General features: G+C 67.2%; 22 protein-coding genes, 1 other RNA gene and 1 pseudogene. 7 read left to right on the top strand and 17 right to left on the bottom strand.

Going from position 1 to position 25,698, the window contains the following annotated elements; genetic code table 11:
* The first annotated feature begins 6 nt into the window (after positions 1–6).
* On the top strand, positions 7–456 hold the full coding sequence (locus tag AC27VL_RS12345; RefSeq protein WP_162292002.1) for a DciA family protein: 450 nt from the start codon (positions 7–9) through the stop codon (positions 454–456).
* 280 nt (positions 457–736) lie between these two features.
* Here the strand turns inward: AC27VL_RS12345 and lpxC are convergent, their stop codons facing one another.
* The 15 genes and pseudogenes from lpxC to mraZ form a co-directional block, all read right to left on the bottom strand.
* Entirely contained in the window at positions 737–1,648 is a 912-nt protein-coding gene (gene lpxC / locus AC27VL_RS12350) for a UDP-3-O-acyl-N-acetylglucosamine deacetylase (RefSeq protein ID WP_089238783.1), read from the bottom strand.
* A 193-nt stretch (positions 1,649–1,841) separates the two neighbouring features.
* Entirely contained in the window at positions 1,842–3,077 is a 1,236-nt protein-coding gene (gene ftsZ, locus AC27VL_RS12355; protein ID WP_025876577.1) for a cell division protein FtsZ, read from the bottom strand.
* Positions 3,078–3,238: 161 nt separating this feature from the next.
* Positions 3,239–4,474 (bottom strand): cell division protein FtsA, encoded by a 1,236-nt coding sequence (ftsA, locus tag AC27VL_RS12360; RefSeq protein ID WP_025876580.1) that lies wholly within the window; start codon positions 4,472–4,474, stop codon positions 3,239–3,241.
* Between the two features lie 68 nt (positions 4,475–4,542).
* Positions 4,543–5,220: pseudogene (locus tag AC27VL_RS12365) on the bottom strand (cell division protein FtsQ/DivIB); the annotation flags it as partial.
* On the bottom strand, positions 5,217–6,179 hold the full coding sequence (locus AC27VL_RS12370) for a D-alanine--D-alanine ligase (RefSeq protein WP_488766665.1): 963 nt from the start codon (positions 6,177–6,179) through the stop codon (positions 5,217–5,219). The pseudogene AC27VL_RS12365 and the gene AC27VL_RS12370, both read right to left, overlap by 4 nt.
* Positions 6,176–7,612 (bottom strand): UDP-N-acetylmuramate--L-alanine ligase, encoded by a 1,437-nt coding sequence (gene murC / locus AC27VL_RS12375; RefSeq protein ID WP_089238777.1) that lies wholly within the window; start codon positions 7,610–7,612, stop codon positions 6,176–6,178. Before murC ends, AC27VL_RS12370 begins: the two co-directional genes overlap by 4 nt.
* Before the next feature lie 40 nt (positions 7,613–7,652).
* Positions 7,653–8,741: an undecaprenyldiphospho-muramoylpentapeptide beta-N-acetylglucosaminyltransferase gene (gene murG, locus AC27VL_RS12380; RefSeq protein WP_488766667.1), complete on the bottom strand. Its 1,089-nt coding sequence runs from the start codon at positions 8,739–8,741 to the stop codon at positions 7,653–7,655.
* Positions 8,738–10,057: a putative lipid II flippase FtsW gene (ftsW, locus tag AC27VL_RS12385; RefSeq protein WP_488766669.1), complete on the bottom strand. Its 1,320-nt coding sequence runs from the start codon at positions 10,055–10,057 to the stop codon at positions 8,738–8,740. Before ftsW ends, murG begins: the two co-directional genes overlap by 4 nt.
* The gene (gene mraY, locus AC27VL_RS12390) at positions 10,057–11,142 is read right to left on the bottom strand and encodes a phospho-N-acetylmuramoyl-pentapeptide-transferase (protein ID WP_488766671.1); all 1,086 of its coding nucleotides are present in this window, start codon (positions 11,140–11,142) and stop codon (positions 10,057–10,059) included. Before mraY ends, ftsW begins: the two co-directional genes overlap by 1 nt.
* Positions 11,132–12,526, bottom strand: coding sequence for a UDP-N-acetylmuramoyl-tripeptide--D-alanyl-D-alanine ligase (locus tag AC27VL_RS12395; RefSeq protein WP_488766672.1), 1,395 nt, complete (start codon positions 12,524–12,526; stop codon positions 11,132–11,134). Before AC27VL_RS12395 ends, mraY begins: the two co-directional genes overlap by 11 nt.
* The gene (locus tag AC27VL_RS12400; RefSeq protein WP_488766673.1) at positions 12,523–14,082 is read right to left on the bottom strand and encodes a UDP-N-acetylmuramoyl-L-alanyl-D-glutamate--2,6-diaminopimelate ligase; all 1,560 of its coding nucleotides are present in this window, start codon (positions 14,080–14,082) and stop codon (positions 12,523–12,525) included. The genes AC27VL_RS12395 and AC27VL_RS12400 overlap by 4 nt, the downstream gene beginning before the upstream one ends.
* Positions 14,079–15,923 (bottom strand): peptidoglycan D,D-transpeptidase FtsI family protein, encoded by a 1,845-nt coding sequence (locus AC27VL_RS12405; protein WP_100551562.1) that lies wholly within the window; start codon positions 15,921–15,923, stop codon positions 14,079–14,081. Before AC27VL_RS12405 ends, AC27VL_RS12400 begins: the two co-directional genes overlap by 4 nt.
* Entirely contained in the window at positions 15,920–16,183 is a 264-nt protein-coding gene (ftsL, locus tag AC27VL_RS12410; RefSeq protein WP_025876599.1) for a cell division protein FtsL, read from the bottom strand. The genes AC27VL_RS12405 and ftsL overlap by 4 nt, the downstream gene beginning before the upstream one ends.
* On the bottom strand, positions 16,180–17,148 hold the full coding sequence (gene rsmH / locus AC27VL_RS12415; RefSeq protein ID WP_488766675.1) for a 16S rRNA (cytosine(1402)-N(4))-methyltransferase RsmH: 969 nt from the start codon (positions 17,146–17,148) through the stop codon (positions 16,180–16,182). Before rsmH ends, ftsL begins: the two co-directional genes overlap by 4 nt.
* Before the next feature lie 14 nt (positions 17,149–17,162).
* Positions 17,163–17,609 (bottom strand): division/cell wall cluster transcriptional repressor MraZ, encoded by a 447-nt coding sequence (gene mraZ, locus AC27VL_RS12420; RefSeq protein WP_025876601.1) that lies wholly within the window; start codon positions 17,607–17,609, stop codon positions 17,163–17,165.
* Between the two features lie 324 nt (positions 17,610–17,933).
* Here mraZ and AC27VL_RS12425 point away from each other — a divergent pair, with 324 nt between their 5' ends.
* Together AC27VL_RS12425 and AC27VL_RS12430 are read left to right on the top strand one after the other, a co-directional pair.
* The gene (locus tag AC27VL_RS12425; RefSeq protein ID WP_488766677.1) at positions 17,934–18,710 is read left to right on the top strand and encodes an NRDE family protein; all 777 of its coding nucleotides are present in this window, start codon (positions 17,934–17,936) and stop codon (positions 18,708–18,710) included.
* A 316-nt stretch (positions 18,711–19,026) separates the two neighbouring features.
* Complete coding sequence (locus AC27VL_RS12430; protein ID WP_488766678.1) at positions 19,027–19,506, top strand: DM13 domain-containing protein; 480 nt, start codon at positions 19,027–19,029, stop codon at positions 19,504–19,506.
* A 78-nt stretch (positions 19,507–19,584) separates the two neighbouring features.
* Here AC27VL_RS12430 and rnpB read toward each other — a convergent pair.
* Positions 19,585–19,936, bottom strand: an RNA gene (gene rnpB / locus AC27VL_RS12435) — RNase P RNA component class A.
* A 172-nt stretch (positions 19,937–20,108) separates the two neighbouring features.
* Positions 20,109–20,927 carry a 16S rRNA (cytidine(1402)-2'-O)-methyltransferase gene (gene rsmI / locus AC27VL_RS12440; RefSeq protein WP_089238759.1) on the bottom strand — a complete coding sequence of 273 codons (819 nt, stop codon included), beginning with the start codon at positions 20,925–20,927 and terminating at the stop codon, positions 20,109–20,111.
* Between the two features lie 81 nt (positions 20,928–21,008).
* Here rsmI and AC27VL_RS12445 point away from each other — a divergent pair, with 81 nt between their 5' ends.
* The 4 genes from AC27VL_RS12445 to AC27VL_RS12460 all read left to right on the top strand — a co-directional run bounded on the left by AC27VL_RS12445 (position 21,009) and on the right by AC27VL_RS12460 (position 25,225).
* Positions 21,009–22,730 (top strand): penicillin-binding protein activator, encoded by a 1,722-nt coding sequence (locus tag AC27VL_RS12445; RefSeq protein WP_100551556.1) that lies wholly within the window; start codon positions 21,009–21,011, stop codon positions 22,728–22,730.
* Positions 22,720–23,088, top strand: a complete 369-nt coding sequence (locus AC27VL_RS12450) for a YraN family protein (protein WP_205406044.1) — start codon at positions 22,720–22,722, stop codon at positions 23,086–23,088. Before AC27VL_RS12445 ends, AC27VL_RS12450 begins: the two co-directional genes overlap by 11 nt.
* 110 nt (positions 23,089–23,198) lie before the next feature.
* On the top strand, positions 23,199–23,843 hold the full coding sequence (locus AC27VL_RS12455) for a metal-dependent hydrolase (protein ID WP_488766681.1): 645 nt from the start codon (positions 23,199–23,201) through the stop codon (positions 23,841–23,843).
* Positions 23,840–25,225, top strand: coding sequence for an FAD-binding oxidoreductase (locus AC27VL_RS12460; protein WP_488766682.1), 1,386 nt, complete (start codon positions 23,840–23,842; stop codon positions 25,223–25,225). The genes AC27VL_RS12455 and AC27VL_RS12460 overlap by 4 nt, the downstream gene beginning before the upstream one ends.
* Positions 25,226–25,698 lie beyond the last annotated feature (473 nt).

Below are 25,698 nucleotides of genomic sequence, written 5' to 3' on the forward strand. Positions count from 1 at the left end.
GTTTTCATGTCTGAGCCGAAATCCAGCGTTCGTCCCGCATCCAGACCGAAACCGGCCCTGGATGTAGTGATGGCGGACAAAAGCGGGAACCCGCTGCGGCGTGCCCTATGGCTCGACGCGCTGGACCGTCAGTTGCGCCCCCAGTTGCCGCCACCTCTGCGCAGCCGTTGCCGGCTGGCCAATGTGGACGGGGAACACCTCGTTTTTCTCGTCGAATCCCCGGTCTGGCATGCCAAGTTGCGGCTTGCCGAAGCCCAGTTGCTCGACGCGGCCCGGTCCATCGGGCTGAAGGCCACCAAGGTGACCGTCAAGACTGCGTCTCCCACTCCCACGCGCTCCCCAGCGCTCGACAACCGGAATGGACCCCACGCAGTTTCAGCCGCCACGCACAAAGGGCTACGCGACGCCTTGGCAGCTCTGCAGGACCTTCCTTCGAAACCGAAGCGGGAAACCTGAAAGCAGCGGAGCGTCCTGCTCCACTCCCCGTCGCGCGTGTCACCGCAGCGTGAAACATTTCGGGGGCCGGGTCGCATCCTAGCTGGCCCCGGTGGGGCAGTCGTTAGATTGTTGTTAAAACAACGTTAAATTCAGGCTTCCGATCCAACAGGTTCACAAAACCGTGACCTCGGCCCGGCCGTCGCGTCACCCACTGCGCCAGGGCCTTAACTAAGGTCGGAAACGCAAACGCCGCCCAGAAAGGCGGCGTTTTTTTCTTTCAAATCAATAGCCTATGGAATCAGGCATAGGCCGGCGTGGCGTACACAACCGGGTCCGGCACCGCCGGCGAGTCGTAGGTGACCCATTCCCAGGCAGTGGCATCTGCCATCAGCGCCCGCACCAACTTGTTGTTGAGCGCGTGGCCGGACTTGAAGCCCTCGTAGGCGCCCAGCACCTGGCCGCCGGCCAGATAAAGGTCGCCGATCGCATCGAGGATCTTGTGGCGCACGAATTCGTCGGCGTAGCGCAGCCCGTCTTCGTTGAGCACGCGGAACTCATCGAGCACGATGGCGTTGTCCATCGAACCGCCCAGGCCGAGGTTGCGCTCGCGCATGTATTCCAGGTCGCGCATGAAGCCAAAGGTGCGCGCGCGGGAAATTTCCTTGGTGTAGGCCATCGTCGAGAACTCGATTTCCTGGCGCGACTGCTTGGCCGGGATCATCGGGTGGTCGAACTGGATGGTGAAGCCCAGCTTGTACCCCTCATACGGGGTGAAGCGGGCCACCTTGTCGCCCTCGGTCACTTCCACGGTCTTCAGCACGCGGATGAAGCGCTTGGGCGCATCCTGTTCCACGATGCCTGCCGACTGCAGCAGGAACACGAACGGGCCGGACGAACCGTCCATGATCGGCAGCTCGGCCGAGGACAGTTCGACGATGATGTTGTCCACACCCAGGCCGGCCAGGGCCGACATCAGGTGCTCGACGGTCTGGATCTTGGCGTCGTTGCAGGTCAGGCCGGTGCACAGGGTCACTTCGGTGACCAGCTCGGCCTTCGCAGGTACTTCCACCACCGGGTCCAGGTCCACGCGCCGGAACACGATGCCATGGTTGACCGGCGCCGGACGCAGGGTCATGTAGACCTTGTCGCCGCTGTGCAGGCCTACGCCGGTGGCGCGGATCGTGTTCTTGAGGGTGCGTTGCTGGATCATGGGGGGACGACCGGAAGTGACACATTAGATTAACACGCAGGGTCCCCTACCCCGGCTGAAACGCCGGCAGGACACACCGGCGCGCCGGTAGGACGCGCGTGAAGCAGGGCGGCCGGGCCCATCCTGGCCCGGCGCCCGCGTTTTCAGGACATGGTGGCGCAACCCGGGGGGGACAAGCCCCGGGCAGCGTCGATCAGTCCGCCTGGCGGCGCAGGAACGCCGGGATGTCCAGGTAATCGTTCGGCAGTTCCGCCGCGGCCGGGGCCGAGGAGGCCGGAGCCGACGGGGTGGAAGCCGCCACGCTGTCGCTGCTGGCCCGACGCAGGCCCAGGCCCATGCCGCCGACAGCCTTGGACACCGCATCGCCGCCGTTGTCGAACTCGCCGAACTCCGGCTGGCCGGTGGTGGCGTTGCGGACCAGCTTGATCGGTGCACGCTCGCCCGGACGCTGGGTCTTGCTGGCCGAGACGCGGTTCAGGCCCGTGGCGACCACGGTCACGCGCACTTCGTCCTGCATGTCCGGATCGAGCACGGTACCCACCACCACGGTCGCGTCTTCCGAAGCGAAGCCGTCGATGGTGCGGCCGATCTCGTCGAACTCGGCCATGGTGAAGTCGGCACCGGCGGTGATGTTGACCAGGATGCCGTTGGCACCGGCCAGGTTCACATCGTCCAGCAGCGGGTTCTGGATGGCCGACTCGGCCGCGGCCTGCGCGCGGTCATCGCCGCGGGCGGTACCGGTGCCCATCATCGCCAGGCCCATTTCGGACATGACGGTGCGCACGTCGGCGAAGTCGACGTTGATCAGGCCCGGACGCACGATCAGGTCGGCGATGCCCTGCACGGCGCCCTGCAGCACGTCGTTGGCGGCACGGAAGGCCTGGATCATGGTCGCGTTGCGACCCAGCACGGTGATCAGCTTCTCGTTGGGGATGGTGATCAGCGAGTCGCAGTGCTGGCTCAGTTCTTCGATGCCCTTCAGCGCGACCTGCATGCGGCGACGGCCTTCGAACGGGAACGGCTTGGTGACCACGGCCACGGTCAGGATGCCCATTTCCTTGGCCAGCTGTGCCACCACCGGCGCAGCGCCGGTACCGGTGCCACCGCCCATGCCAGCGGTGATGAACACCATGTCCGCACCCTGCAGCGCGTCCATGATGCGCTCACGGTCTTCCAGCGCAGCCTGGCGGCCGACTTCCGGATTCGCGCCTGCGCCCAGGCCCTTGGTGACATTGGTACCCAGCTGCAGCTGCAGCTTGGCACCACAATTCTTGATGGCCTGCGAGTCGGTGTTGGCGGTGATGAATTCCACGCCATCCACTGCCGAGTTGACCATGTGCGCCACGGCATTGCCGCCGCCGCCGCCCACGCCAACAACCTTGATCACCGCATTGGGTGCCATCTTTTCGATCAGTTCAAAATGCGCCATGTCCGTGTCCTCGTTGTATCCGCTTTCGATTGCATGGGCCTTCGGGCGTCCTGCCTTCGTGCTGCATGCCGTCGTTGCGGCTGTGTGGGTTATGTGTTGCCGGTGTTGCGTCGTGTTGCAGGTGTTGCAACCGGGCGAGCCCGGGTGGTGCAGGTTCCGCGTCAGAATTCGCCGCGGAACCAGGTCTTGAGTTTCTTGAACATGCTTCCAGCGCGGCCGGTCGGCAGCGACGGCCGGCGCGGATGCTCGATCTGGCTGCCCATCAGCAGCAGGCCGACGCCGGTGGCGTGCACCGGGTTGCCAACCACTTCGCCCAGCCCGGTGACGTGCTGCGGGATGCCCACGCGCACCGGCATCTGCAGCATTTCCTCGGCCAGTTCGACCACGCCTTCCATCTTCGAGGCACCACCGGTCAGGACCATGCCGGCGCGCACCAGTTCCTCGAAGCCGGAGCGGCGCAGTTCGGCCTGCACCATTTCGAAGATTTCTTCGTAGCGGCCCTGCACGGCCTGCGCCAGCGCGTGGCGCGGCATGCGGCGCGGCGGACGGTCACCGACCGACGGCACCTGGATGCTTTCCTCGGCGGTGGCCAGCTGGGCCAGGGCACACGCGTAGCGCACCTTGATCTGCTCGGCTTCCGGGGTCGGCGTACGCAGCATGTGCGCGATGTCGTTGGTCACGTGGTCGCCGGCGATCGGCAGCGAGGCGGTGTGGCAGATCGCACCCTGCACGAACACTGCGATGTCGGTGGTGCCGGCGCCCATGTCGACCAGCACCACGCCCAGCTCGCGCTCGTCGGCGGTCAGCACCGCCACGCTGGAGGCCAGCGAGGACAGCACCAGGTCGTCCACCTGCAGGCCGCAGCGCTGCACGCACTTGCTGATGTTGGCGGCGGCCGACTGCGCGCACACCACCAGGTGCGCATGCACCTCCAGGCGCACGCCTGTCATGCCGACGGGGTTGCGGATGCCTTCCTGCGAGTCGTCCAGCACGTACTCGCGCGGGATCGCATGCAGGATCTTCTGGTCGGCCGGAATCGCCACCGCCTTGGCCGCATCGAGCACGCGATCCAGGTCGCCCCAGGTCACTTCGCCGTCGCGGATCGGCACGATGCCGGGCGAGTTCTTGCACTGCACGTGATTGCCGGAGATGGAGGCGTACACCGAGCGGATCTCGCAGCCGGCCATCAGCTCGGCTTCTTCGACCGCGCGCTGGATCGACTGCACGGTCGATTCGATATCCACCACCACGCCGCGCTTGAGGCCGCGCGACTCATGGGAGCCGATGCCGATCACTTCGATCGGGTTGCCCGGCGAATACTCGCCCACCAGCGCCACCACCTTGGAGGTGCCGATATCCAGGCCGACGATCAGCGATTTGTCACCCTTGCGATTCATGTTCTTTCCTGCGTCCTTCTTGCCGGGGTGCCCGGTGCATTGGCGGGGGCGGCCGGAGTGCCCCAGCTCAGCGTGAAACCATTGGTATATCGGAGGTCGGCGCGCTCGATCGGCGCGGCCTGGTTGGCCAGCTGCGGCAGCACGCGCACGAAGCGCTGCAGGCGCGAACGCGCGTCATCGCGGCCGACCACCACTTCAGTGCCGTTGCTCAGCAGCAGCGACCAGCTGCCGCGCGCGTCCATGGTCAGCCGGCGCACATCGACACCAGCCGGCGCGAACAGTGCGCGCGAATCGTTGTAGAGCTTGACCACTTCTTCGGTCTGGCTGTCCGGGCCATCCAGCTCGGGCAGCTGCAGGTCGGCCAGCTTCTTCGGCGTGGGGAACAGCTTGCCCTGCTCGGACAGCAGGCGACCTTCGCCCCAGCGCGCGAACGGCTTGTGCTCGACCAGCGTCACTTCCAGCACGTCCGGCCACTGCTTGCGCACCTGCGCGCTTTCCACCCACGGCAGTTTTTCCAGCGCGTCCTGCGCGTCCTGCAGCTTCACCGCGAAGAAACCAGCATGTGCATACGGCAGCAGCACCTGCTGCAGCTGTTCCGGCGGCACCCGCTTGAACTCACCGTGCACGCGCAGCTTCGCCAGCGGCCAGCGCTCGGCGCCGACCCAGCCATTGACCACGGCCACCACCGGCAGTGCAACCACCGACAGTGCCAACAGCCAGACGAAGATGCGCAGCACCGCGTTCATGCGTGCGATGCCTCCAGGGTCTGTTCCAGCACGCGCCACACCAGCTCCTCGAAGCTGATGCCGGCCTGCCCGGCCGCCTTGGGCACCAGCGAATGGCTGGTCATGCCCGGCGCGGTGTTCACTTCCAGCAGGAAGAAGCGGCCGCTGGCGCGATCACGCATCACATCCACGCGACCCCAGCCACGGCAACCGGCGGCGCGGAAGGCGGCCAGCGCGATGCGGCGGATCTCTTCTTCGTCATCACCATCCAGGCCCGGGCACAGGTACTGGGTGTCTTCGGCGATGTACTTGGCGTTGTAGTCGTACCACTGGCCCTTGGGCACGATGCGGATCGACGGCAGCGCGACATCACCCAGGATGGCCACGGTCAGTTCATCGCCGACCACCATCTGTTCCATCAGCAGCTGGCCGTCGTAGCGCGCGGCCAGGGCCACCGCTTCGTCCAGGCCGGCGTCGTCGGTGACCCGGCTGATGCCCACGCTGGAGCCTTCGTTGGCCGGCTTGACCACCACCGGCAGGCCGAGCTCGGCCGCCAGCGCATGCACCGTGGAGGCATCGACCTTCCGGTACTGCGGGGTCGGCAGGCCCAGCGCCAGCCACACCTGCTTGGTGCGGATCTTGTCCATGCTCAAGGCCGAGCCCAGCACGTTGGAACCGGTGTAGGGCACGCCGAACGCGTCCATCAGGCCCTGCACGATGCCATCCTCACCACCACCGTTGTGGCCGTGCAGGATGTTGAACACGCGATCGATGCCGCCGGCTGCCAGCGCCTTGGCCAGCGCCGGAATGCCATCGATGGCGATCGCATCGACACCACGCGACTGCAGTGCTTCGAGTACGTTGCGGCCCGAATCCAGCGACACTTCGCGTTCACTGGAGCTGCCACCGAGCAGCACGGCGACGCGGCCGAACACGGCCGGGTCGGTGCTGCGCAGCGGCGGGAAGGTCAGCGTGCTCACGCCTCGCCCTCCGCCTTGAAACCTTCCACTGCAATGTGGCTGGCGACGGCGCCGATGTCGCCCGCACCCATCATCAGCAGCAGATCGCCGTCCTGCAGTACGTCCGGCAGCACGGTTGCCAGCTCGGACGCCTTGCCGACCACCACCGGCTCGCTGCGGCCACGCGCACGGATGGCGCGGGCCAGCGCATGCGAATCGGCGCCGGCGATCGGCTCTTCGCCGGCCGGGTAGACCTCGCTCAGCACCAGCGCATCGACGCTCGACAGCACCGCTGCGAACTTGTCGAACTGATCGCGGGTACGGCTGTAGCGGTGCGGCTGGAAGGCCACCACCAGGCGCTTGTCGGCCCAGCCGCCACGGGCGGCGGCGAACACGGCTTCCAGTTCGCTCGGATGGTGACCGTAGTCGTCGATGATGCGGACCTTTGCACCAGTGGCGGTGGTCACTTCGCCCAGATCGTTGAAGCGGCGGCCGACGCCAGCGAAGCTGGCCAGCGCACGCGCGATCGTGTCCGGAGACACCCCCAGCTGCCAACCCACCGCCGCAGCGGCCAGCGCATTGAGCACGTTGTGCTTGCCCGGCAGCGCCAGCACCACTTCCTGGCTGGTGCCCTGCGGCAGGCGCAGGGTGAAGCGCATGCGCGAACCTTCCTGCACCACGTTCTCAGCGCGCACGTCGGCCTGCGGGCTCATGCCGTAGCTCATCACGTGGCGCGGGGTCTTGGCGGCCAGTGCGGCCACTTCCGGGTCGTCGATGCACAGCACCGCCAGGCCGTAGAACGGCAGGCGCTGCAGGAACTCGGCGAACGCCGCCTGCACGCGGGCGAAGTCGTTGCCGTAGTTCTCCAGATGATCGGAATCGATGTTGGTGATGATCGACATCAACGGATTCAGGCGCAGGAAGCTGCCATCGCTCTCGTCGGCCTCGGCCACCAGCCACTGGCCTCCGCCGAGCTTGGCGTTGGCACCTGCCGCCAGCAGTTGGCCACCGATCACGAAGGTCGGGTCCAGCCCGCCTTCGCTCAGCACCGCAGCGGTCAGGCTGGTGGTGGTGGTCTTGCCATGGGTACCGGCCACGGCGATGCCGCGGCGGAAGCGCATCAGTTCGGCCAGCATCGCCGCGCGCGGCATGATCGGAATGCGCTGGCTGCGCGCCTCCATCAGCTCCGGGTTGTCTTCGCGGATCGCGCTGGAGACCACCACGCAGTCCGTACCCAGCACGTTGGCAGCGGAATGGCCGCGCATGATGCGCGCGCCCAGGCCGGCCAGGCGACGGGTCGCGGCGTTGTCGGCGTTGTCCGAACCGGACACTTCATAGCCCAGCGTCAGCATCACTTCGGCGATGCCGCTCATGCCGGTGCCACCGATGCCGACGAAATGCACGCGCGGGAACGCGCGCACCAGATCGTTGGTGTCATGCAGGCGGCGGATCATGCGCGGCCTCGCGCAGGGCAGGCGCTGGAGCGTGCCTTCTTCATACAGCTTCCTCGAGAATGATATCGGCGATGCGCTCGGCGGCATCGACCTTGGCCAGGGCACGCGCGGCTTGCGCCATCTGCATGCGGCGGGCGGGATTTTCGGACAGATCACGCAGCAGCGCGGCAATGCCGTCTGCCAGCGTTTCGTCCTGCTTCAGCAATACGGCCGCGTCGCGCTCGACCAGATACTCCGCATTGCGGGTCTGGTGATCGTCGACAGCAGCGGGGAATGGCACCAGCACGCTGCCGATGCCGACCGCACAGAGCTCGGCCAGCGTGGATGCGCCGGAACGGCACACCACCAGGTCGGCCCAGGCGAAGGCTTCGGCCATGTCGGCGATGAACGGCGTCACTTCGCCCTGCACGCCGGCCTTGGCATAGGCCTCCACCGCTTCGGCATGCAGCTTCTCGCCACTCTGGTGACGCACCACCACCGGCACCTGCGCACCGAGCGCGGCCAGTGCCTGCGGCACACCACTGTTGAGGGCGCGTGCGCCCTGGCTGCCGCCCAGTACCAGCAGGCGCAGCGGACCGCTGCGATCAGCCAGCCGCTGTTCCGGCGGTGCGACGGCGGCGATTTCGGCGCGCACCGGGTTGCCCACGAACTCCTCGCGTGCAGCGAAGGTGCCCGGGAAACCAGTCAGCAGGCGGCGCGCGTAGCGCGACAGGATGCGGTTGGTCAGGCCCGGCGCGCGGTTCTGTTCGTGCACGATCAACGGCAGGCCGTGCAGGCGCGCGGCCATGCCACCGGGACCGGAGGCGAAGCCACCGAAAGCAACCACCGCGCGCGGCTGGCGATCACGGATGATCAGGCCGGCGGCACGCAGCGCGCGCATCAGGCGCCACGGCGCAGCCAGCAGGGCCAGCTTGCCCTTGCCGCGCAGACCGGTGATGGCCAGCGTATCGATGTGGATGTCGTGCTGCGGAACCAGACGGGTTTCCATTGCACCAGCGGCGCCCATCCAGGTGACCGGCACGCCACGCGCGCGCAGCACCCGGGCCACGGCCAGGCCCGGGAAGATATGCCCGCCGGTACCACCGGCCAGGATCATCACCGGCCGGGCGTTGTTCTGGACGGCGCTCATCCGAGCCTCCCGAAGGTAGGTTCGACGCGCGACTGCAGGCGGCTGGTGCCGCGCACGGCGGCCGGCTCGGCCGCAGCCGGTTCGGCGGCCATCGGTACGTTCTTTGCCACCGGTGCGGCCGGCGCATCGGCCTGAGCCGGGCCAGCCACATCGTCGGCAGCGCCCATGCGCACGGCCTGGCGGCGTTCGGCACGCTTCAGTTCATAGGACACGCGCAGCAGCAGGCCCATCGCCACGCAGGTCATCAGCACCGACGAACCACCGGACGAAATCAGCGGCAGGGTCAGGCCCTTGGTCGGCAGGATGCCCAGGTTCACGCCGATCGACACGAAGGTCTGCATGCTGATCCACAGGCCGATGCCGAAGGCGATGTAGCCGGAGAAGTGGCGCTTCATTTCCACGCAGCGCATGCCCAGCCAGAACGTGCGGCCGACCAGCAGCGCGTACAGGGCCACGATCGTGCAGGTACCGAGGAAGCCGAATTCCTCGGCAGTGACCGAGAAGATGAAATCGGTATGCGCCTCGGGCAGGTAGTACAGCTTCTGCACCGAATTGCCCAGGCCGACGCCGGTCCACTCGCCGCGGCCCACCGCCATCAGTGCGTTGGACAGCTGGTAGCCGTCGCCCTGCTGGTCGGCCCACGGGTCGAGGAAGGAGGTGATGCGGCGCATGCGGTACGGCTCGATGATCGCCAGCGCGCTCATGCCGACCAGGCCGATCACCACCGGCATCGACATGCGCGGCATGTTCACCCCGCCCAGCACCAGCATGCCGGCGGTGATCGCCAGCAACAGCGTGGACGAACCGAAGTCGGGCTGCAGCAGCAGCAGCACCACCAGCGCACCGGCCACGCCCAGCGGCTTGAGCATCGCCGGCCAGGTGGCGTTGACCTCGTCGCGGAAGCGCACCAGGTAGCTGGACAGCCAGACGATGTAGAGCACCTTCACCGCTTCGACCGTCTGGAACTTCGAGATGCCCAGGTTGATCCAGCGGCGGGCACCGTTGACGCTGCTGCCCAGGCCGGGAACGAACACCACCACCAGCAGCGCGAAGCAGCCCAGCAGCAGCATCTGGTTGTACTGCTCGATGGTCTTCAGCTCGGTGCGCGCAGCCATGATGGCCAGCACGATGCCGACCGCCAGGAAGATCAGGTGGCGGTTGAGGTAGTAGAACGGGCTGCTCATCAACGCGATCGAACTGGACGCGACCATCACCACGCCCAGCCCGGTGAGCGCGATCATCGCGCCGAGCAGCCACTTGTCGTAGCTGCCACCGATGGCCTCAAGGCGTGTTGCCTGGTGCGACAGGTCATTCATCAGCGTACCTTCAACGTGGCCAGGCCGATCAGCACCAGCACGACGGAGATGATCCAGAAGCGCACGATCACGCGCGGCTCCGGCCAGCCCTTCAGCTCGAAGTGGTGGTGGATCGGCGCCATGCGGAACACGCGCTTGCCGGTCAGCTTGAACGAGGCGACCTGGATCATCACCGACAGCGTTTCGATCACGAACACGCCGCCCATGATCACCAGCACCAGTTCCTGGCGGGTGATCACCGCGATGGTGCCCAGCACCGCGCCCAGCGACAGCGCGCCGATATCGCCCATGAACACCATGGCCGGATAGGTGTTGAACCAGAGGAAGCCCAGCCCTGCGCCGGCAATCGCCGCGCAGATGATGACCAGCTCACCAGCGCCGGGAATCTGCGGGATCTGCAGGTAGTTGGCGAACACGGCGTTGCCCGAGGCATAGGCGAACACGCCCAGGCCGCAAGCCACAAGTACGGTGGGCATGATCGCCAAGCCGTCCAGGCCATCGGTCAGGTTGACCGCGTTGGAGAAGCCGACGATCCAGAAGTAGGCGATGGCCACAAAGCCGACACCAGCCAACGGCAGCGCCACCGACTTGAACATCGGGATATAGAGGGTCAACGCCGCCGGCACATCCGCGGTCTGCAGCAGGAAGATGCCCGCAGCCAGACCGAAGATCGACTGCAGCAGGTACTTCCAGCGCGACTTCAGGCCGTTCGGGTCGCGACGGACGATCTTGATCCAGTCGTCGTACCAGCCGATGGCGCCGAAGCACAGCATCACCGCCAGCACCAGCCACACGTAGCGGTTGCGCAGGTCAGCCCACATCAGCACCGACAGGGTGACGGTGAGCAGGATCAGCGAACCGCCCATGGTCGGCGTACCGGCCTTGGAGAAATGGGTCTGCGGGCCGTCCTTGCGGATCGGCTGGCCGCCCTTGAACTGGGCAAGCTTGCGGATCATCGCCGGGCCGAGCCACAGCGACAGGAACAGCGCCGTCAACGCGGCAAGGATGGCGCGGAACGTCTGGTAGTTGAACAGCCCGAACAGGCTCTCCAACTGCTGCAACCATCGAGCCAGTTCATACAACATGCGGGGATTCCTCTCCTTGCGCCAGCAGCGCTTTGACAATCGTGTCCATGGCGCTGCCACGGGAACCCTTGACCAGGCAGCGCACGCCGGCGTGCAGCTCGTCCTTCAGCGCCTGCGACAGCGCGTCATGGGTGGTGAAATGGCGTCCGCCCTCGCCAAACGCGGCGGCAGCGGCGGCACTGAGCGGGCCCAGTGCATACAGGCGCTTGAGGCCGGCAGCACGCGCGCGGATGCCCGCCTGTGCATGCAGCGCCTCGGCATCGGGGCCCAGCTCGCGCATGTCGCCCAGCACCAGCCAGCCCTCTTCCGGTGCGGCGGCCAGCGCGTCGATGGCAGCGGCCAGCGAACCGGGATTGGCGTTGTAGCTGTCGTCCACCAGCACCGCGCCGTTGTGCAGCTGATGGGCAATCTGGCGGCCCGGCACCGGCTGTGCCTCGGCCAGGCCGGTGGCCACCAGTGACAGCTCGATGCCGGCGGCAAGCGCCAGGCTGGCGGCGGCCAGTGCATTGCTGATGTTGTGGCGGCCCGGCAGGCCCAGCACCACACCCGCCTCGCCCATCGGCGTGACCAGGGTGAAGCGGCTGCCCTGCGCACCGGCGCGGATGTCGCGCGCGGTGACGTCGGCGGTGTGTTCCAGGCCATAGCGCAGCACCCGGCAACGTGCCGGGGCACCGATGAAATGCTGTTCGAACCAGCGCCCGTAGGCGTCGTCGATATTGATTACCGCCACGCCATCGGCCGGCAGTGCGGCGTAGATCGCGCCCTTGGTCACGGCAACGCCGAGCAGGCTGCCCATCCGCTCCAGGTGCGCCGGGGCGATGTTGTTGACCAGGGCATAGCGCGGGCGCGCGATGTCGGTCAGGTAGGCGATGTCGCCCGGCTTGCCGGCGCCCATCTCGTAGACGGCGTAGTCGGCATCTTCCGGTGCGTCGATCACTGCCAGCGGCAGGCCGATCTCGTTGTTGCGGTTGCCCGGGTTGGCGTAGACCACCTTGTGTGCGTGCTGGGCCACCTGCTGCAGGATCGCCAGCAGCAGGCTCTTCACGCTGGTCTTGCCGTTGCTGCCGGTGATGGCGAACAGTTCGGTCGCACGGTCGCGCTGCATGCCGGCGGCGATCTTCGCCAGCGCGCGCTCGCTGTCGGCCACCAGCACCTGCGGCAGGTCCAGCGGCAGCAGGCGCTCGACCAGCAACGCGCTGCCGCCACGAGCCTGCGCGTCAGCGGCGAAGTCATGGCCGTCGAAGCGTTCGCCACGCAGCGCCACATACAGGCTGCCCGGGCCAAGGCTGCGGGTATCGTTGCTGATGGCGTCGATGGCCACATCGTCGCCGTGGATCTCGCCACCGGCCCAGTGGGCGATCAGCGAAAGCAGGGTGCGCTTCATGCCGCGCCCTCCCCGGCCTGCGGGCCCTCTTCCGCGTCCTGCGGCCGGGCCACTAGCGCATCCATGCGCGTCGCCGCCAGCACACCGACCTTGGCGGCCAGTGCAGCAGCGGCCACTTCGGTGTCGTCGAAGTCATGGCGCACCCCATTCACTTCCTGGTACGGCTCATGGCCCTTGCCGGCAATCAGGATGATGTCGCCGTCACCAGCGCGCTTCACCGCCAGGCCGATCGCGCGCGCGCGGTTGCGCTGCACGGTCACGGTGGAGGCATCAGCGAAGCCGGCCAGGATATCGGCCACGATCACGTCGCCATCTTCGCCACGCGGGTTGTCGTCGGTGACGATGACCTGGTTGGCCAGGCGTTCGGCAATCGCAGCCATCTGCGGGCGCTTGCCGGTATCGCGCTCGCCACCGCAGCCGAACACGCAGAACAGCGTGCCCTGCAGGTGGCCGTGCAGGCTGTCCAGCGCCTGTTCCAGCGCGTCGGGGGTGTGTGCATAGTCGACCACCACGGTCGGCAGGCCGTCTTCGCCGCCGAGGCGGTTCATGCGGCCACGGATCGGCTGCAGCGCCGACAGCACCTCGGCGATGCGCGGCAGCGGATGCCCCAGCGCACGCAGGCTGCCGGCCACGGCCAGCAGGTTGTCCACGTTGAAGCGGCCCAGCAGCGGCGACTGCACCGCAGCGCGCTGGCCGTCGATGACCAGCTCGAAACCGATGCCGCGGCCATCCAGCTGCAGCGCTTCGGCGCGCACGTTGGCGCCGTCGGCACCGCGCGAACTCAGGCCGATCGCCTGCACACCCGCCGGCAGGCCGGCGAACAGCTGGCGACCGAACGCATCGTCAAGATTGATCACCGCCGCCTTCAGGCCCGGACGATGGAACAACCGCGCCTTGGCCGCGCCGTAGCTGGCCATGTCGCCGTGGTAATCAAGGTGATCGCGGGTGAGATTGGTGAACACCGCCACGTCGTAGTGCACGGCATCCACGCGGCCCTGGTCCAGTGCGTGCGAGCTGACTTCCATCGCCACCGCACGCGCGCCGTCGTCGCGCAGCTGTGCCAGCAGCGCATGCATCTGCAGCACCAGCGGGGTGGTGAAACCGGTCGGCTCGACGGCACCATAAAGTCCGGCGCCCAACGTGCCGATACTGCCACTGGGCGTACCGAGCAGATGCCAGGCCTGGGCCAGCAGCTGCACGGTGGAGGTCTTGCCGTTGGTGCCGGTCACGCCAACCATGGTCATCGCCCGCGAAGGCGCGCCATGGAACTGGTCGGCCATCGCACCCAGCCGCGCGCGCAGGCCCGGCACGGCGATGGCATCGGCCGGTGCAGGCAGTTCGGCGGGCGCCGGCGCTTCGAACAGGATCGCGCCGGCACCGGCGGCGCGCGCCTGCTCGACAAAGCCCAGGCCATGCGCGCCGAAACCGGCGATGGCGACGAAGGCATTGCCGGGGCGCACGGCACGGCTGTCCAGCACCAGGCCGGTCAGAACGGGATCATGGCCCGCCAGGGCCACGTCCGGAAGCAACTGCGAAAGCAACATCGAAGGACTCATTGCGTGCCTCCCGTAGCGGGTGGCACATGGGATTGCGCGCTCGGCAGCGCGGCATCGAATTCAGCGGCGGCATCCACCGGCAGTGCGGCTTCGGCCGGCGGCACCGGCAGTACCGACGCCGAATGGCCGATCTTTCCGGACTGCTGCGCCGCCAACCACGACTGCAGGTCGTCCAGCGGCACGTCCATCAGGCGCAGGGTGCCTTCCATCACGTTGTGATAGACCGGCGCCGACACCAGGCCGCCGTAGAACTTGCCGCCCTGCGGATCGTTGATGACGATGACGGTGGCAAACCGCGGATTGGTGGCCGGCACCACGCCGGCGAAGAGCGCGTTGTAGTGGCCACGCTCGTAACCGCCAGGGCCGGTCTTGCGCGCGGTACCGGTCTTGCCGGCCACGCGATAGCCCAGCACCGCCGCCTGCTTGGCGCCGCCCTGGGTGACCACCGTTTCCATCATCGCCACCACCTGCTTGGCGACGTTCTCGTCGATGATCTGCTGACCTTCGTTGCGCTGGCCCTTGACGAACGTCGGCGCGATCAGCTTGCCGCCGTTAGCCAAGGCCGAATACGCGGTAGCGATCTGCAGCGGTGTGACATTCAGGCCATAGCCGTAGGACATGGTGGTCTTGGTGGTGCCCGACCAGCGGGCCGGACGCAGCACCACGCCACCCGACTCGCCCGGGAAGCCGCTATGCGGTACCGAGCCGTAGCCGAAGCGGCGCACACCGTCGTAGAACACCTGGTCGGGCATCTTCGCCGCGACCTTGGCCGCACCCACGTTCGAGCTGCGGGTGATCACGCCGGTGACGTTCAGCACGCCGTTGTTGCGCGGCACGTCGCGGATGGTGAAACGACCCAGGGTCATGTAGCCCGGGTTGGTGTCGATGACGGTGTCCTTGGTCACCGCACCGGCCTGCAGCGCGGTGGCGATGGTCAACGGCTTCATCGTCGAACCCGGCTCGACCAGATCGGTCACCGCGCGGTTGCGGCGCGTGTCCGGGGCCGCGCCGCCCACCGAATTCGGGTTGTAGGTCGGCAGGTTGACCATGGCCAGGATCTCGCCGGTGGTCACGTCCATGATCACCATCGAACCGCCTGCCGCCTTGTTGGCGACCAGCGCGTTGCGCAGTTCCTTGAAGGCCAGGTACTGGATGCGGCGGTCGATGCTGAGGGTCAGGTCCTTGCCCGGCTCGGCGGCACGCAGCAGATCGCTCTCGACCGTCTCGCCCTTGCGGTTGCGGATCACCCGCTTGCCGCCGGGCTTGCCGCGCAGCCATTCGTCGAAGGCCAGCTCCAGGCCTTCCTGGCCACGGTCATCGATGTTGGTGAAGCCCAGCACGTGCGCCATCGCCTCACCCTGCGGGTAGAAGCGGCGGAACTCGCGCTGTGCCGCCACGCCCGGAATCTTCAGGGCAACCACGCGCTCTGCCTCGTCCGGATTGATCCGGCGACGCAGGTACATGAATTCCTTGTCCGACTTCTGCGACAGGCGGCTGCTCAGCTCGTCCACCGACATGCCCACCGCCTGTGCCAGCTCGGGGATGCGCTCGGGCGAACGCAGCAGGTCCTGCGGATTCACCCAGATCGAAGCGACCGGCGTGGACACGGCCAACGGCTCGCCGTTGCGGTCGGTGATCATGCCGCGCGAAGTCTTGATCGGCAGTTCGCGCAGGTAACGTGCTTCACCCTGGCGCTGGTAGAAGTCGCTGTTGATGATCTGCACGTAGGCGGCACGACCGACCAGCGACACCGAGCACAGACCAAGTGCCAGGGCCACCCAGCGCAGGCGCTGGCGCAGGTTGAAGGCGTTGCGGGGACGGTTGCGGCCGGTCTTGCTCATGGGCGCACCACCACGACGTCGGCGGCCTCGGGGAACTTCATGCCGAGCTTTTCGCGGGCGATGCTGTCCACGCGGTTGGCTTCGGCCAGGGTCGCCTGCTCCAGCTGCAGGCGGCCGAATTCGATGTTCAGGTCATCACGCGCACGCTCGGCGCGCGACAGCTCGATGAACGTCTGCCGGTGACGGTGGCGCACGAACACGACGCCGATCGCCGAGGCCACGGTGCAGGCCAACAGGATGATCAGCAGCAGCCGGCTCATGCACCGGCCTCCCGCTTCTGGGCAACACGCAGCACGGCGCTGCGGGCGCGCGGGTTCATCGCCAGCTCTTCGTCGGTGGCCTTGATGGCGCCACCGAACAGGTCCAGCGTCGGCACGAACACCTGCGCTTCGGGCAGCCGGCGGTTGGCCGGCGGCGCCTTGGCCAGGCGGTTCATGTACTGCTTGACGATGCGGTCTTCCAGCGAGTGGAAGCTGATCACCGCCAAGCGGCCACCGGGCTTGAGCCGCTGCACGGCCGCATCGAGTCCGGCTTCAAGATCGGCCAGTTCGCGGTTGATGTGGATGCGGATGGCCTGGAAGCTGCGCGTGGCCGGGTGGATCTTGTCCTTGCCACGCGGCATCACGGAGGCGATCAACTCGGCCAGTTCTGCAGTACGCGAGAACGGCTGCTTGTCCCGGCGGGCCACGATGGCCTTGGCGATACGTCGGCCCTGCCGCTCTTCGCCATAGGTCCACAGCACGTCCATCAGCTCGCGCTCTTCAACGCGGTTGATCCACTGCGCAGCGCTTTCGCCGCTGTCAGGGTCCATGCGCATGTCCAGCGGGCCGTCCTTGCCGAAGCTGAAACCCCGCTCGGCGACATCCAGCTGCGGCGAGGACACGCCAAGGTCGAACAGCACGCCATCCAGGCCTTCGGCGGTCTCGTTCCACTGCAGCAGCTGGGCGAAGCTGCCGCGGAAGATCGACACGCGCGGGTCCGGCGCGAAATCGCGCTCGGCAACGGCAATGGCTTCCGGATCCTTGTCCATGACCAGCAGGCGTCCCTCGGGACCGAGCTGGGTGAGCACGCCACGTGCATGACCGCCACGACCGAACGTGCCATCCAGATAACGTCCGTTTTCGATCACCCTCAGGCCTTCCAGGACCTGGGTGTACAGGACCGGCAGATGCACCGCCGGCGACTGCGACACCGGAAGGTGACCGGTCTGCGCTTCTGGGCGCATCCGGGCACCCCGGCTCACAACTTCAGGTCGAGCAACCCATCACCCAGATCCTCATCAGACAACGTCTGCTGGATCAGGGCCCGATGCGCCTGCTCGCTCCACAATTCGAATTTGTCGCCCATACCGAGCAATACCGCCTTCTTCTCAATGCCCACCGCACCGCGGTGGCTGGCGGGAATGCTGATGCGACCGTTGCCGTCCAGCTCCAGGTGGGCGGCTGAACCGACCAGCTTCTGCTGCAGCAGACGTACGACGCGCTGTGTGTTGGGTTTGGACATGACGTCGTCGCGTACCCGCTCCCATTCCGACTCGGCATACAGCCACAGGCAGCCCGATTCGAAGGGGTTGTAGGTCAACACGAGACGGTTGTTGCTGACGCGCGCAACGAGGTCGCGGTGAGCGGTGGGAACCGCCATGCGTCCTTTGTCGTCAACTGTGATGGCCGTCTCGCCCTGGAACACGACGCCTGCACCTTATCCTTCGCCCGGTGAAACATTGAACCACGAAAATCCACAAAACACCCGGATTTCCCTCTGATGCCCACCTTAGCAGCGGCCCAAGGGTTGTCAACAACTTTTCAGCAGGGAAATCGCCAGCCGCATCAATGGCTTGCGCCAATGTTTAGAGAGTTGTTCAAGGTTTATCCACAAGTTGCTGATCCGTCTCAATTTTTGAGATTGAACGGAAGTTCAGGGGTGTGGAGGGCGCGTGAAACATGGCCTGCGCATTCATCCAGAACGGGCCGAAAGCGACGCCACTCTGCGCAAACCGGGCACAATGGCCCCATGTGCCTGCTTGCTCTTGGCTGGCTGCACCACCCGCGCTGGCGGTTGGTCATGGCCGGCAACCGTGATGAGTTCCACGCCCGCCCGACTGCGGCCCTGGCCCCCTGGCAGGATGAGACGTCCGTCATCGGCGGGCGCGACCTGCGCTCCGGCGGCGGCTGGGCCGGCGTCGGTGCCGGCGGCAGGATGGCGGTGGTGACCAACGTCCGCGATCCGCAGGCTGCCCAGACCGGGCCGTCACGTGGTGCGCTGGTAGCCGACTACCTGCGTGGCCGCGATCCGGCGGGTACGCATATAGAACGTCTGGCCGGAATCTCCGCTGCCTACGCACCGTTCAACCTGCTGCTGGCCGATGGCCACAGCCTGGAATACCTGGGCAACCACCCGGCCGAGCGACAGACGCTTGGCCCGGGCGTACATGGCATGTCCAATGGCGCCATCGACGAGCCCTGGCCGAAGACCCGGCGGTTGATGGACGCCCTTTCCGCTTGGCTGGAACAGGACGGGGTCAGATCCCGTTCCCAAGGGGAAAGGGATCTGACCCCGCTGTGGAACGCCCTGGCCGACGAACATCGCCCGGCCGACAGCGACCTGCCCGATACCGGCATCGGCATGGAGCGCGAACGCTGGCTCAGCCCCGCCTTCATCCGTGGCGACGATTACGGCACCCGCGCCAGCACCGTGCTGCTGATTGACGCGAACGGCCACGGCGAAATCCATGAGCGTCGCTTTGGACCGCAAGGCGTACCCAGCGGACAGAGTCACGTCATTTTCTGACCCGGTAGTGCCGGCCGCTGGCCGGCAACCTCTGCATCTACGGGCAGGTCGCGCGCCTGCCGGCCAGCGGCCGGCACTACCAGCGCCCGGCGTGTCGTGTTCTCCATCAAATGGGCCGTCGACGGGACAGACCAAACGCGTCATTCAGCTTCAGGGCGCGACCAATACCCGCCTCTGCCACAAGGGCTGCAGCACCACAGACACCCCGCTGTGCCCTTTTCGCCTTCGGCACTGTGTCTATAAATGTCGCCCCCAGCCTCCCAAGGTGGTCCTGCCCGGCGCCATGCCGCGCGATCCACACCCACAAGGAGGCCCCATGCGCCGCATCCTCATCCTGCTCGCCACCCACGTACTCACCCTCGGCCTTGGCTTCGGCCTGGGCGTGTATTTCCTGCCCATCCTGATCGCCCCTGATGATCCGCCGGTCGAGCAGGTACAGACCGCGATGGCCGACGCGACTTACCGCACCACCTTCCGTCGCGACCTCAAAGGCAGTGACGCGGTGCATTGGGCCGATGGCAAGGTCAGCGTCAGCGCCCGCCAGGTCGCCTTCGACGGCAAGATGGGCCCGGGCCCGGACTACAAGGTCTACCTGGTCCACGACTTCGTCGACAACAAGGCCGACTTCCTGAAGATCAAGGACAAGGCCCAGCGCATCGGCGAGGTCAAGACCTTCAACCGCTTCCTGGTGGATGTGCCGGCCGATGTGGACGTGGATGAGTTCACCACCGTGGTGGTGTGGTGCGAGCGCTTCTCGCAGTTCATTTCCGCCGGGCAGTACCGGAAGCCGGGCTGAGGCCGGCAGGTGATTCCGGGTGCCGGCCAGCGGCCGGCACTACCTGGTAGATCGACGCCATGCGTGGATGGAATGAAGGGGCGGAGCCGGCCGATAAGCCGGGTTCTGTCTTGGACAGTCATTCCTCTAGGCGTTACGTCGCCGCAACGCTCAAGCAACCTACCCGGATCCAACGCGGGCCGCGCCAATGGATCCCTATTTGGTCTTGCTCCAGGTGGGGTTTGCCGTACCGGTCTGTTGCCAGACTCGCGGTGCGCTCTTACCGCACCATTTCACCCTTACCGGCCTTCCGAAGAAGACGTAGGCGGTATCTTTCTGTTGCACTTTCCGTCGGCTTGCGCCGCCCAGGCGTTACCTGGCACCTTGCCCTATGGAGCCCGGACTTTCCTCGGCACCCCCGAAGGGATGACGCGACTGTCTGGCCGACTCCGCCGCGCGCATTCTACCGCACGTGGACCTGCCCTGCCGGGTTGATTACGGCGCACGGTTCATCCATCCACGCATGGCGTGGATCTACTACGCCTCGGGCATTCCTCATCCACGCATGGCGTGGATCTGCAGTAGAGCCACGCCATGCGTGGCTGCGATTCACCCAACGCCGCTCAACTGCCGTACAACGCCTTGCGCGGCGCACCGGTCATTTCGGCCGCCAGCTTGGCCGCGGTCGACGGCGGCAGGTGCTCGCTCAGCTTGGCGTAGACCTGGCGGCCGTGCGCCAGCTGCGCTTCGGCATCATCGCCAGCGCCCTGCACCATCACCACGAACTCACCCTTGCGCTGGTTGTCGTCCGCTTCCACCTGCGCCAGCAGCCCGGCCAGGTCGCCATCCAGCACGGTCTCGAACAGCTTGGTCAGCTCACGCGCCAGCACGGCCGGGCGCTCGCCGCCAAAGATCGCCGCCATGTCGGCCAGGGATTCGGTGATGCGGTGCGAGGATTCGTAGAACACCATCGTGCGCACTTCGCCGGCCAGCCCCTGCAGGCGGTCGCGGCGGCCGCTGGCCTTGGCCGGCAGGAAGCCCTCGAAGGTGAAGCGATCACTGGGCAGGCCGGCCACGCTCAACGCGGCAATGGCGGCGCAGGCGCCGGGAATCGGGCTGACCTTGATGCCGGCCGCGCGCGCCGCACGGACCAGGCGGAAGCCCGGATCGCTGACCAGCGGGGTGCCGGCATCGCTGACAAGCGCCAGCGACTCGCCCGCCTGCAGGCGCGCCACCAGCCGCTGGGCCAGGGCCTCTTCGTTGTGCTCGTGCAGGGCCACCAGCGGCTGCTGGATGCCGAAATGGGACAGCAGCTGGCCGCTGCGGCGGGTGTCCTCGGCGCAGATGGCCGCCACCGAACGCAGCACTTCCTGCGCGCGCGGGCTCAGATCGGCCAGGTTGCCGATCGGCGTGGCGACGACATACAGGGTTGGGACACTCATTTCAGCGGTACTCACGGGGCAAGGGTAGAATCCTAGCGTGTACCTGGCCAAGGCCGCTGCCCTCATCGCATGGACCCGATCATGAACAAGCCCGCCGCACGCATCTCTGCCCTGTCGCTGTCGTTGATGCTGCTGGCCGGTTGTGCCACCACCAGCCTCGTCAGCGCGCCCGAATCGCCGGCCCAGAGCCAGGCGTTGGCGCTGATCGAACAAGGCAAGCCGCGCGACGCCGCCCTGCAACTGGAAGCGCTGGCCGCCACCCTGCGTGGTGGTGCCCGCAGCAACGCCTTGGCCGATGCGGCCTGGGCCTGGCATCTGGCCGGTGACAGCGCCCGCGCGCGCAGCCTGCTGGGCCAGGTGACCGCCCGCCAGGTGAACGGCGCCAGCCTGCAGCGCTACCAGCTGGCCAGTGCCGAACTGGCGCTGGCCGACAAGCAGCCGGCGCAGGCGCTGGCCCTGCTGAAGGATCATGGCGACAACGTGCACCCGAGCCTGCGCACGCGCTGGTTCTTGGCCCGCGCCAATGCCCTGCAGGCCACCGGCGACGCGTTCGGCGCCGCCACCGAACGCGCCCGTGCACATGCCGGTCTGGCCGGCGCTGCGCGCAGCGAGAACCAGGCGGCCATCTCCGGTCTGCTCGGCACCCTCGACGATGCCACCCTGCGCAGTCGTGCCGCTGCATTGCCGGCCAATGACCCGCTGTACAACTTCGCTGGCCGCGCGCTGATCGCCCGTGGCCTGCCGCTGCCGCGCCCGTTCGATCGCGATGGCGCCGCCCAGTTCGACACCAGCAAGCGCCCGCCGGCGATGAGCGATGGCTACCGCCCGCCGGCCAAGCTGGCCGTGCTGCTGCCGCTCAGCGGCCGCCTGGCCACGGCCGCGCAGCCAGTGCGCGATGGCCTGCTCAGCGCGTACTACGGCGAAACCCGTCGTCGTCCGGAGGTCAACTTCTTCGACACCGCCGGTACCCCGGCCGGTGCGCTGGCCGCGTATGACAAGGCCGTGGCGTCCGGCGCCGACTTCGTGGTCGGCCCGCTCGGCCGCGACGAGGTGGATGCCGTGTATGGCCGCCAGCAGCTGCCGGTACCGGTGCTGGGCCTGAACCGCGGCAAGGATGCGCCGCCGGCCGGCAGTGCCGGTTTCTCGCTGGCGCCGGAAGACGACGGCATCGTCGCCGCCGAATACATGCGTGGCCGCGAGCGCAGCAAGGCGCTGGTGATCAACAGCAGCGACGACACCGGCCGCCGCGCCGCTGCCGCATTCGCACAGCGCTTTGCCCAGCGTGGCGGCAGCGTCGCCGCCACCATTGCTGTCAGCGAAACGGTGGGTGATGTCAGCGCGCAGGTGCGCAACGCCGGCGCCGTCGATGCCGTGTTCCTGGCCGTACGTGCACCGCAGGCCCGCCTGCTGGCGCCGCAGCTGGCGCTGGCCGGTGCCGGTGGTGCCACCCGCGTGGGCACGTCGCAGCTGACCACCGGCAGCGGCAAGGTCGAAGAAGACGTGGCGCTGGACGGCATCATCTACCCGAACGAAGCCTGGAACGTGCGCAGCGTGTCCGGCGTGCCGTCCGCTGCCCAGGTCGCTCAGACCCTGCCCAGTGCGCGCGGCGCGGCCAGCCGACTGTTCGCCTTCGGCGCCGATGCCTGGAAGATCAGTTCCTACCTGGACAAGCTGGCCACCGAAGGCGGCCTGGACGGCGCCACCGGCACGCTGTACCTGGACAGCAACGGCAACATCCTGCGCCAGCCGGCATGGTCGACCTTCAGCGGTGGCCGGCCGATGCCGATCGCCGGTGGTCGCTGAGCACCTGCAACGTGGCTCGGCGGTGGAAACCGCCGCCGAGCAGCATCTGCAGCAGGCCGGCTTGCAGCCGCGCGCACGCAACGTGCGTTATCGCGGCGGTGAACTGGATCTGGTGATGGATGACGCCGGCACCGTGGTCTTCGTGGAAGTGCGCTACCGCGCACGACAGGACTTCGGTGGCGGCGCGGCCTCGGTCGATCCACGCAAATGCCGACGGCTGGTGCATGCCGCACAGCTGTACCTGCAGGAACATCCCGCCGTGGCCAATGCGCCCTGCCGCTTTGATGTGGTTGAAGCTACCGGTGATCCGCCGCAGCTGCATTGGCTGCGGGATGCGTTCCGGCTGGACGACTGCTGATGTGTACCGTCCGCTTTGGTAGAGGCCGACCTTGGTCGGCGCTTCTGTGCCAACCAAGGTTGGCACCTACCAGAGCGCAGCCTGGCCGGCACTACCATGGGGCGTGACTGATGCCATCGATCATCACCCACGCGGCCGTGCCGCTGGCGCTGTGGTGCGCGGCGGATCGCGGCCGCATTCCGCCACGCCTGCTGGGCGCGGGCGTGATCGCGGCGATGCTGCCCGACGCCGATGTATTGGCCTTCGCCCTGCACATTCCCTATGCCGATGCGTTCGGCCATCGCGGCGCCAGCCATTCGTTGTTGTTTGCCCTCGTGCTTGCCATGGTGGCGGCGTTGGCGCTTGGCGTTGGTAGAGGCCGACCTTGGTCGGCACCGCACAGCTCCGGTAGTCGCCGACCTTGGTCGGCGCCTTCGTGCCAACCAAGGTTGGCACCCACCACACAGCCGGCAACGTTGGCATCTACCGTACAAGCCGCTGTGTTCGTCTTCGTCTGCGCCGTCAGCCATCCATTGCTCGACGCCATGACCTCCGGCGGCCTCGGCGTCGCCCTGGCCTGGCCTTGGAGCGACCACCGCTTCTTCGCACCCTGGCGCCCGATCCGCGTTTCCCCGTTTGCCCCGCAGTTCTTCAGTGCGCGCGGCCTGGCCACGTTGCTGTCGGAACTGCGTTGGGTGTGGCTGCCGCTGGCCGGCGCCGTTGTTGCCTGGAAACTGATTCAATCCGCCCCTGCTGCCCCACGAGATCCGTCATGAGTACTGCCTTGCCCGCTGCATTGGTTGCCGAGCTGTCCGCCCTGCTGGGGGCCGATGGCTGGCGCATGGATGACGGCGCACTGGAGGCGAACGCGCAGGACAACTCCTGGCGCCACCAGCGCCCGGCTGCCGTGGCACTGCCGGCAGATATCGAACAGGTGCAGGCGCTGGTGCGCGCCTGCCGTACGCATCGCGTGGCACTGGTCGCACGTGGCGCCGGCACCGGCACCACCGGTGCGGCGGTGCCATTGCCCGGCAGCATCGTGCTGTCGTTCACCCGCATGGACCGCATCCTCGAGATCCGCGCCGGTGACCGCTGCGCCGTGGTGCAGCCGGGCGTACTCAATGGAACGCTGCAGCAGGCGCTGGCGCCGCACGGCCTGTTCTGGGCGCCCGATCCTTCCAGTGCGGAGATCTGCAGCATCGGCGGCAACCTCGCCTGCAATGCCGGCGGCCCGCGCGCGGTGAAGTACGGCACCAGCCGCGACAACGTGCTGGGCCTGGTGGCGGTGACCGGCACCGGTGAGGTGATCCGCTGCGGCGGCGCCTACACCAAGGACGCCACCGGCTACGACCTCACCCACCTGCTGGTAGGCAGTGAAGGCACGCTGGCACTGATCGTGGAAGCGACGCTGAAGCTGACCCCGTTGCCGGTCAGCCAGGCGGGCCTGCGCGTGCTGTACCGGGATGCCGATGCTGCCGCCGCTGCGGTATCGCGGCTGATGTCGCAGCCGGTCGTTCCCACGCGATTGGAATTCATGGACGCACGCAGCCTGCAGCTGCTGCGCCTCAACGGTGCAGACGTACCGGAAGCCGGTGCAATGCTGCTGGTCGAGGCCGATGGCGACCATGACACCCTGCCCTACCTGCTGCAGGCATTGGCTACCGCCGCCGAGGGCGACGGCATGATCGAACTGGACGTGGCGATGGAAGGCCGCGCGCGCGATCAGTTGTGGGCTGCACGCAAGGCGCTGTCGCCCGCGCTGCGCAGCGTCGCCCCGGGCAAGATCAACGAAGACGTGGTGGTACCGGTGTCGCGCATTCCGGAACTCGTATCTGGCGTGCAGGCATTGGCGCGCGACTACACACTGACCATCGTCACCTTCGGCCATGCCGGCAACGGCAACCTGCACGTCAACATCCTCTACCACCCGGACGACGCAGACGAGAACGCACGCGCACATGCCGCGCTGCCGAAGATCTTCGAACTGACCCTGGCGTTGGGCGGCACGTTGTCCGGCGAACACGGGATTGGCCTGGCCAAGCGCGATTTCATGGTGCAGGCGTTCACCCCGGCGACGCTGGCGGCGATGCGCGCGATCAAGCACGCGCTGGACCCGGATGGGATTCTCAACCCCGGCAAGGTGCTGCCGCCGGTGTGACTCAACGCAACGGGTGCAGAATTCCGCACGCGCAGGGATCTGCTCATGGGTGCGCCCCCGGTGGGTGCGGACCTTGCTCCGCATCGCTCCCTTGCATGCAATCCGGCGCTACCGCTTCCAGGCATAGCGCAGGATGACGCGATCGTACCGTTCCGCATATTCGTTGCTTCGGAACATGCGGACTACAACGTTTTCGAAATTGAAACTTTTCTGATTGGTGCAACGGCACCTTCGTGCACATCATGGCGTGCCACCGACAACGGGTGGCACGGGCTTGCAATCCCGTTTGGCAAAGACGTTGTTTACGCTTGCCTGTCGGCGTCGCTCTTTCCTTGTTGGGCGGCGTCGGCAGGCAATCCGTCCGTGCATCTATGGCGGGCGGTGCGTGGGGGCTTCGTGCCCGCCGGCGTTTCGCGTTTTTGCCACCGGTATTGCAACCACGCACCGTCCGCCGCCCTTGCCCAGCGCGAGGG

The sequence above is a fragment of the Stenotrophomonas sp. 14P6.2.3 genome, from assembly GCF_057799055.1.

What these genes read in the sequence shown, in the direction of transcription:
- ftsL (WP_025876599.1), bottom strand. Translation starts at nt 16,183, where the DNA reads ATGAGCCGGCTGCTGCTGATCATCCTGTTGGCCTGCACCGTGGCCTCG.
- AC27VL_RS12445 (WP_100551556.1), top strand. Translation starts at nt 21,009, where the DNA reads ATGAACAAGCCCGCCGCACGCATCTCTGCCCTGTCGCTGTCGTTGATG.
- ftsZ (WP_025876577.1), bottom strand. Translation starts at nt 3,077, where the DNA reads ATGGCGCATTTTGAACTGATCGAAAAGATGGCACCCAATGCGGTGATC.
- murC (WP_089238777.1), bottom strand. Translation starts at nt 7,612, where the DNA reads ATGATCCGCCGCCTGCATGACACCAACGATCTGGTGCGCGCGTTCCCG.
- AC27VL_RS12460 (WP_488766682.1), top strand. Translation starts at nt 23,840, where the DNA reads ATGAGTACTGCCTTGCCCGCTGCATTGGTTGCCGAGCTGTCCGCCCTG.
- lpxC (WP_089238783.1), bottom strand. Translation starts at nt 1,648, where the DNA reads ATGATCCAGCAACGCACCCTCAAGAACACGATCCGCGCCACCGGCGTA.
- AC27VL_RS12425 (WP_488766677.1), top strand. Translation starts at nt 17,934, where the DNA reads ATGTGCCTGCTTGCTCTTGGCTGGCTGCACCACCCGCGCTGGCGGTTG.
- AC27VL_RS12345 (WP_162292002.1), top strand. Translation starts at nt 7, where the DNA reads ATGTCTGAGCCGAAATCCAGCGTTCGTCCCGCATCCAGACCGAAACCG.
- AC27VL_RS12430 (WP_488766678.1), top strand. Translation starts at nt 19,027, where the DNA reads ATGCGCCGCATCCTCATCCTGCTCGCCACCCACGTACTCACCCTCGGC.
- ftsW (WP_488766669.1), bottom strand. Translation starts at nt 10,057, where the DNA reads ATGAATGACCTGTCGCACCAGGCAACACGCCTTGAGGCCATCGGTGGC.
- murG (WP_488766667.1), bottom strand. Translation starts at nt 8,741, where the DNA reads ATGAGCGCCGTCCAGAACAACGCCCGGCCGGTGATGATCCTGGCCGGT.
- rsmI (WP_089238759.1), bottom strand. Translation starts at nt 20,927, where the DNA reads ATGAGTGTCCCAACCCTGTATGTCGTCGCCACGCCGATCGGCAACCTG.
- AC27VL_RS12405 (WP_100551562.1), bottom strand. Translation starts at nt 15,923, where the DNA reads ATGAGCAAGACCGGCCGCAACCGTCCCCGCAACGCCTTCAACCTGCGC.
- ftsA (WP_025876580.1), bottom strand. Translation starts at nt 4,474, where the DNA reads ATGAATCGCAAGGGTGACAAATCGCTGATCGTCGGCCTGGATATCGGC.
- rsmH (WP_488766675.1), bottom strand. Translation starts at nt 17,148, where the DNA reads ATGCGCCCAGAAGCGCAGACCGGTCACCTTCCGGTGTCGCAGTCGCCG.
- AC27VL_RS12395 (WP_488766672.1), bottom strand. Translation starts at nt 12,526, where the DNA reads ATGAAGCGCACCCTGCTTTCGCTGATCGCCCACTGGGCCGGTGGCGAG.
- mraY (WP_488766671.1), bottom strand. Translation starts at nt 11,142, where the DNA reads ATGTTGTATGAACTGGCTCGATGGTTGCAGCAGTTGGAGAGCCTGTTC.
- AC27VL_RS12400 (WP_488766673.1), bottom strand. Translation starts at nt 14,082, where the DNA reads ATGAGTCCTTCGATGTTGCTTTCGCAGTTGCTTCCGGACGTGGCCCTG.
- AC27VL_RS12455 (WP_488766681.1), top strand. Translation starts at nt 23,199, where the DNA reads ATGCCATCGATCATCACCCACGCGGCCGTGCCGCTGGCGCTGTGGTGC.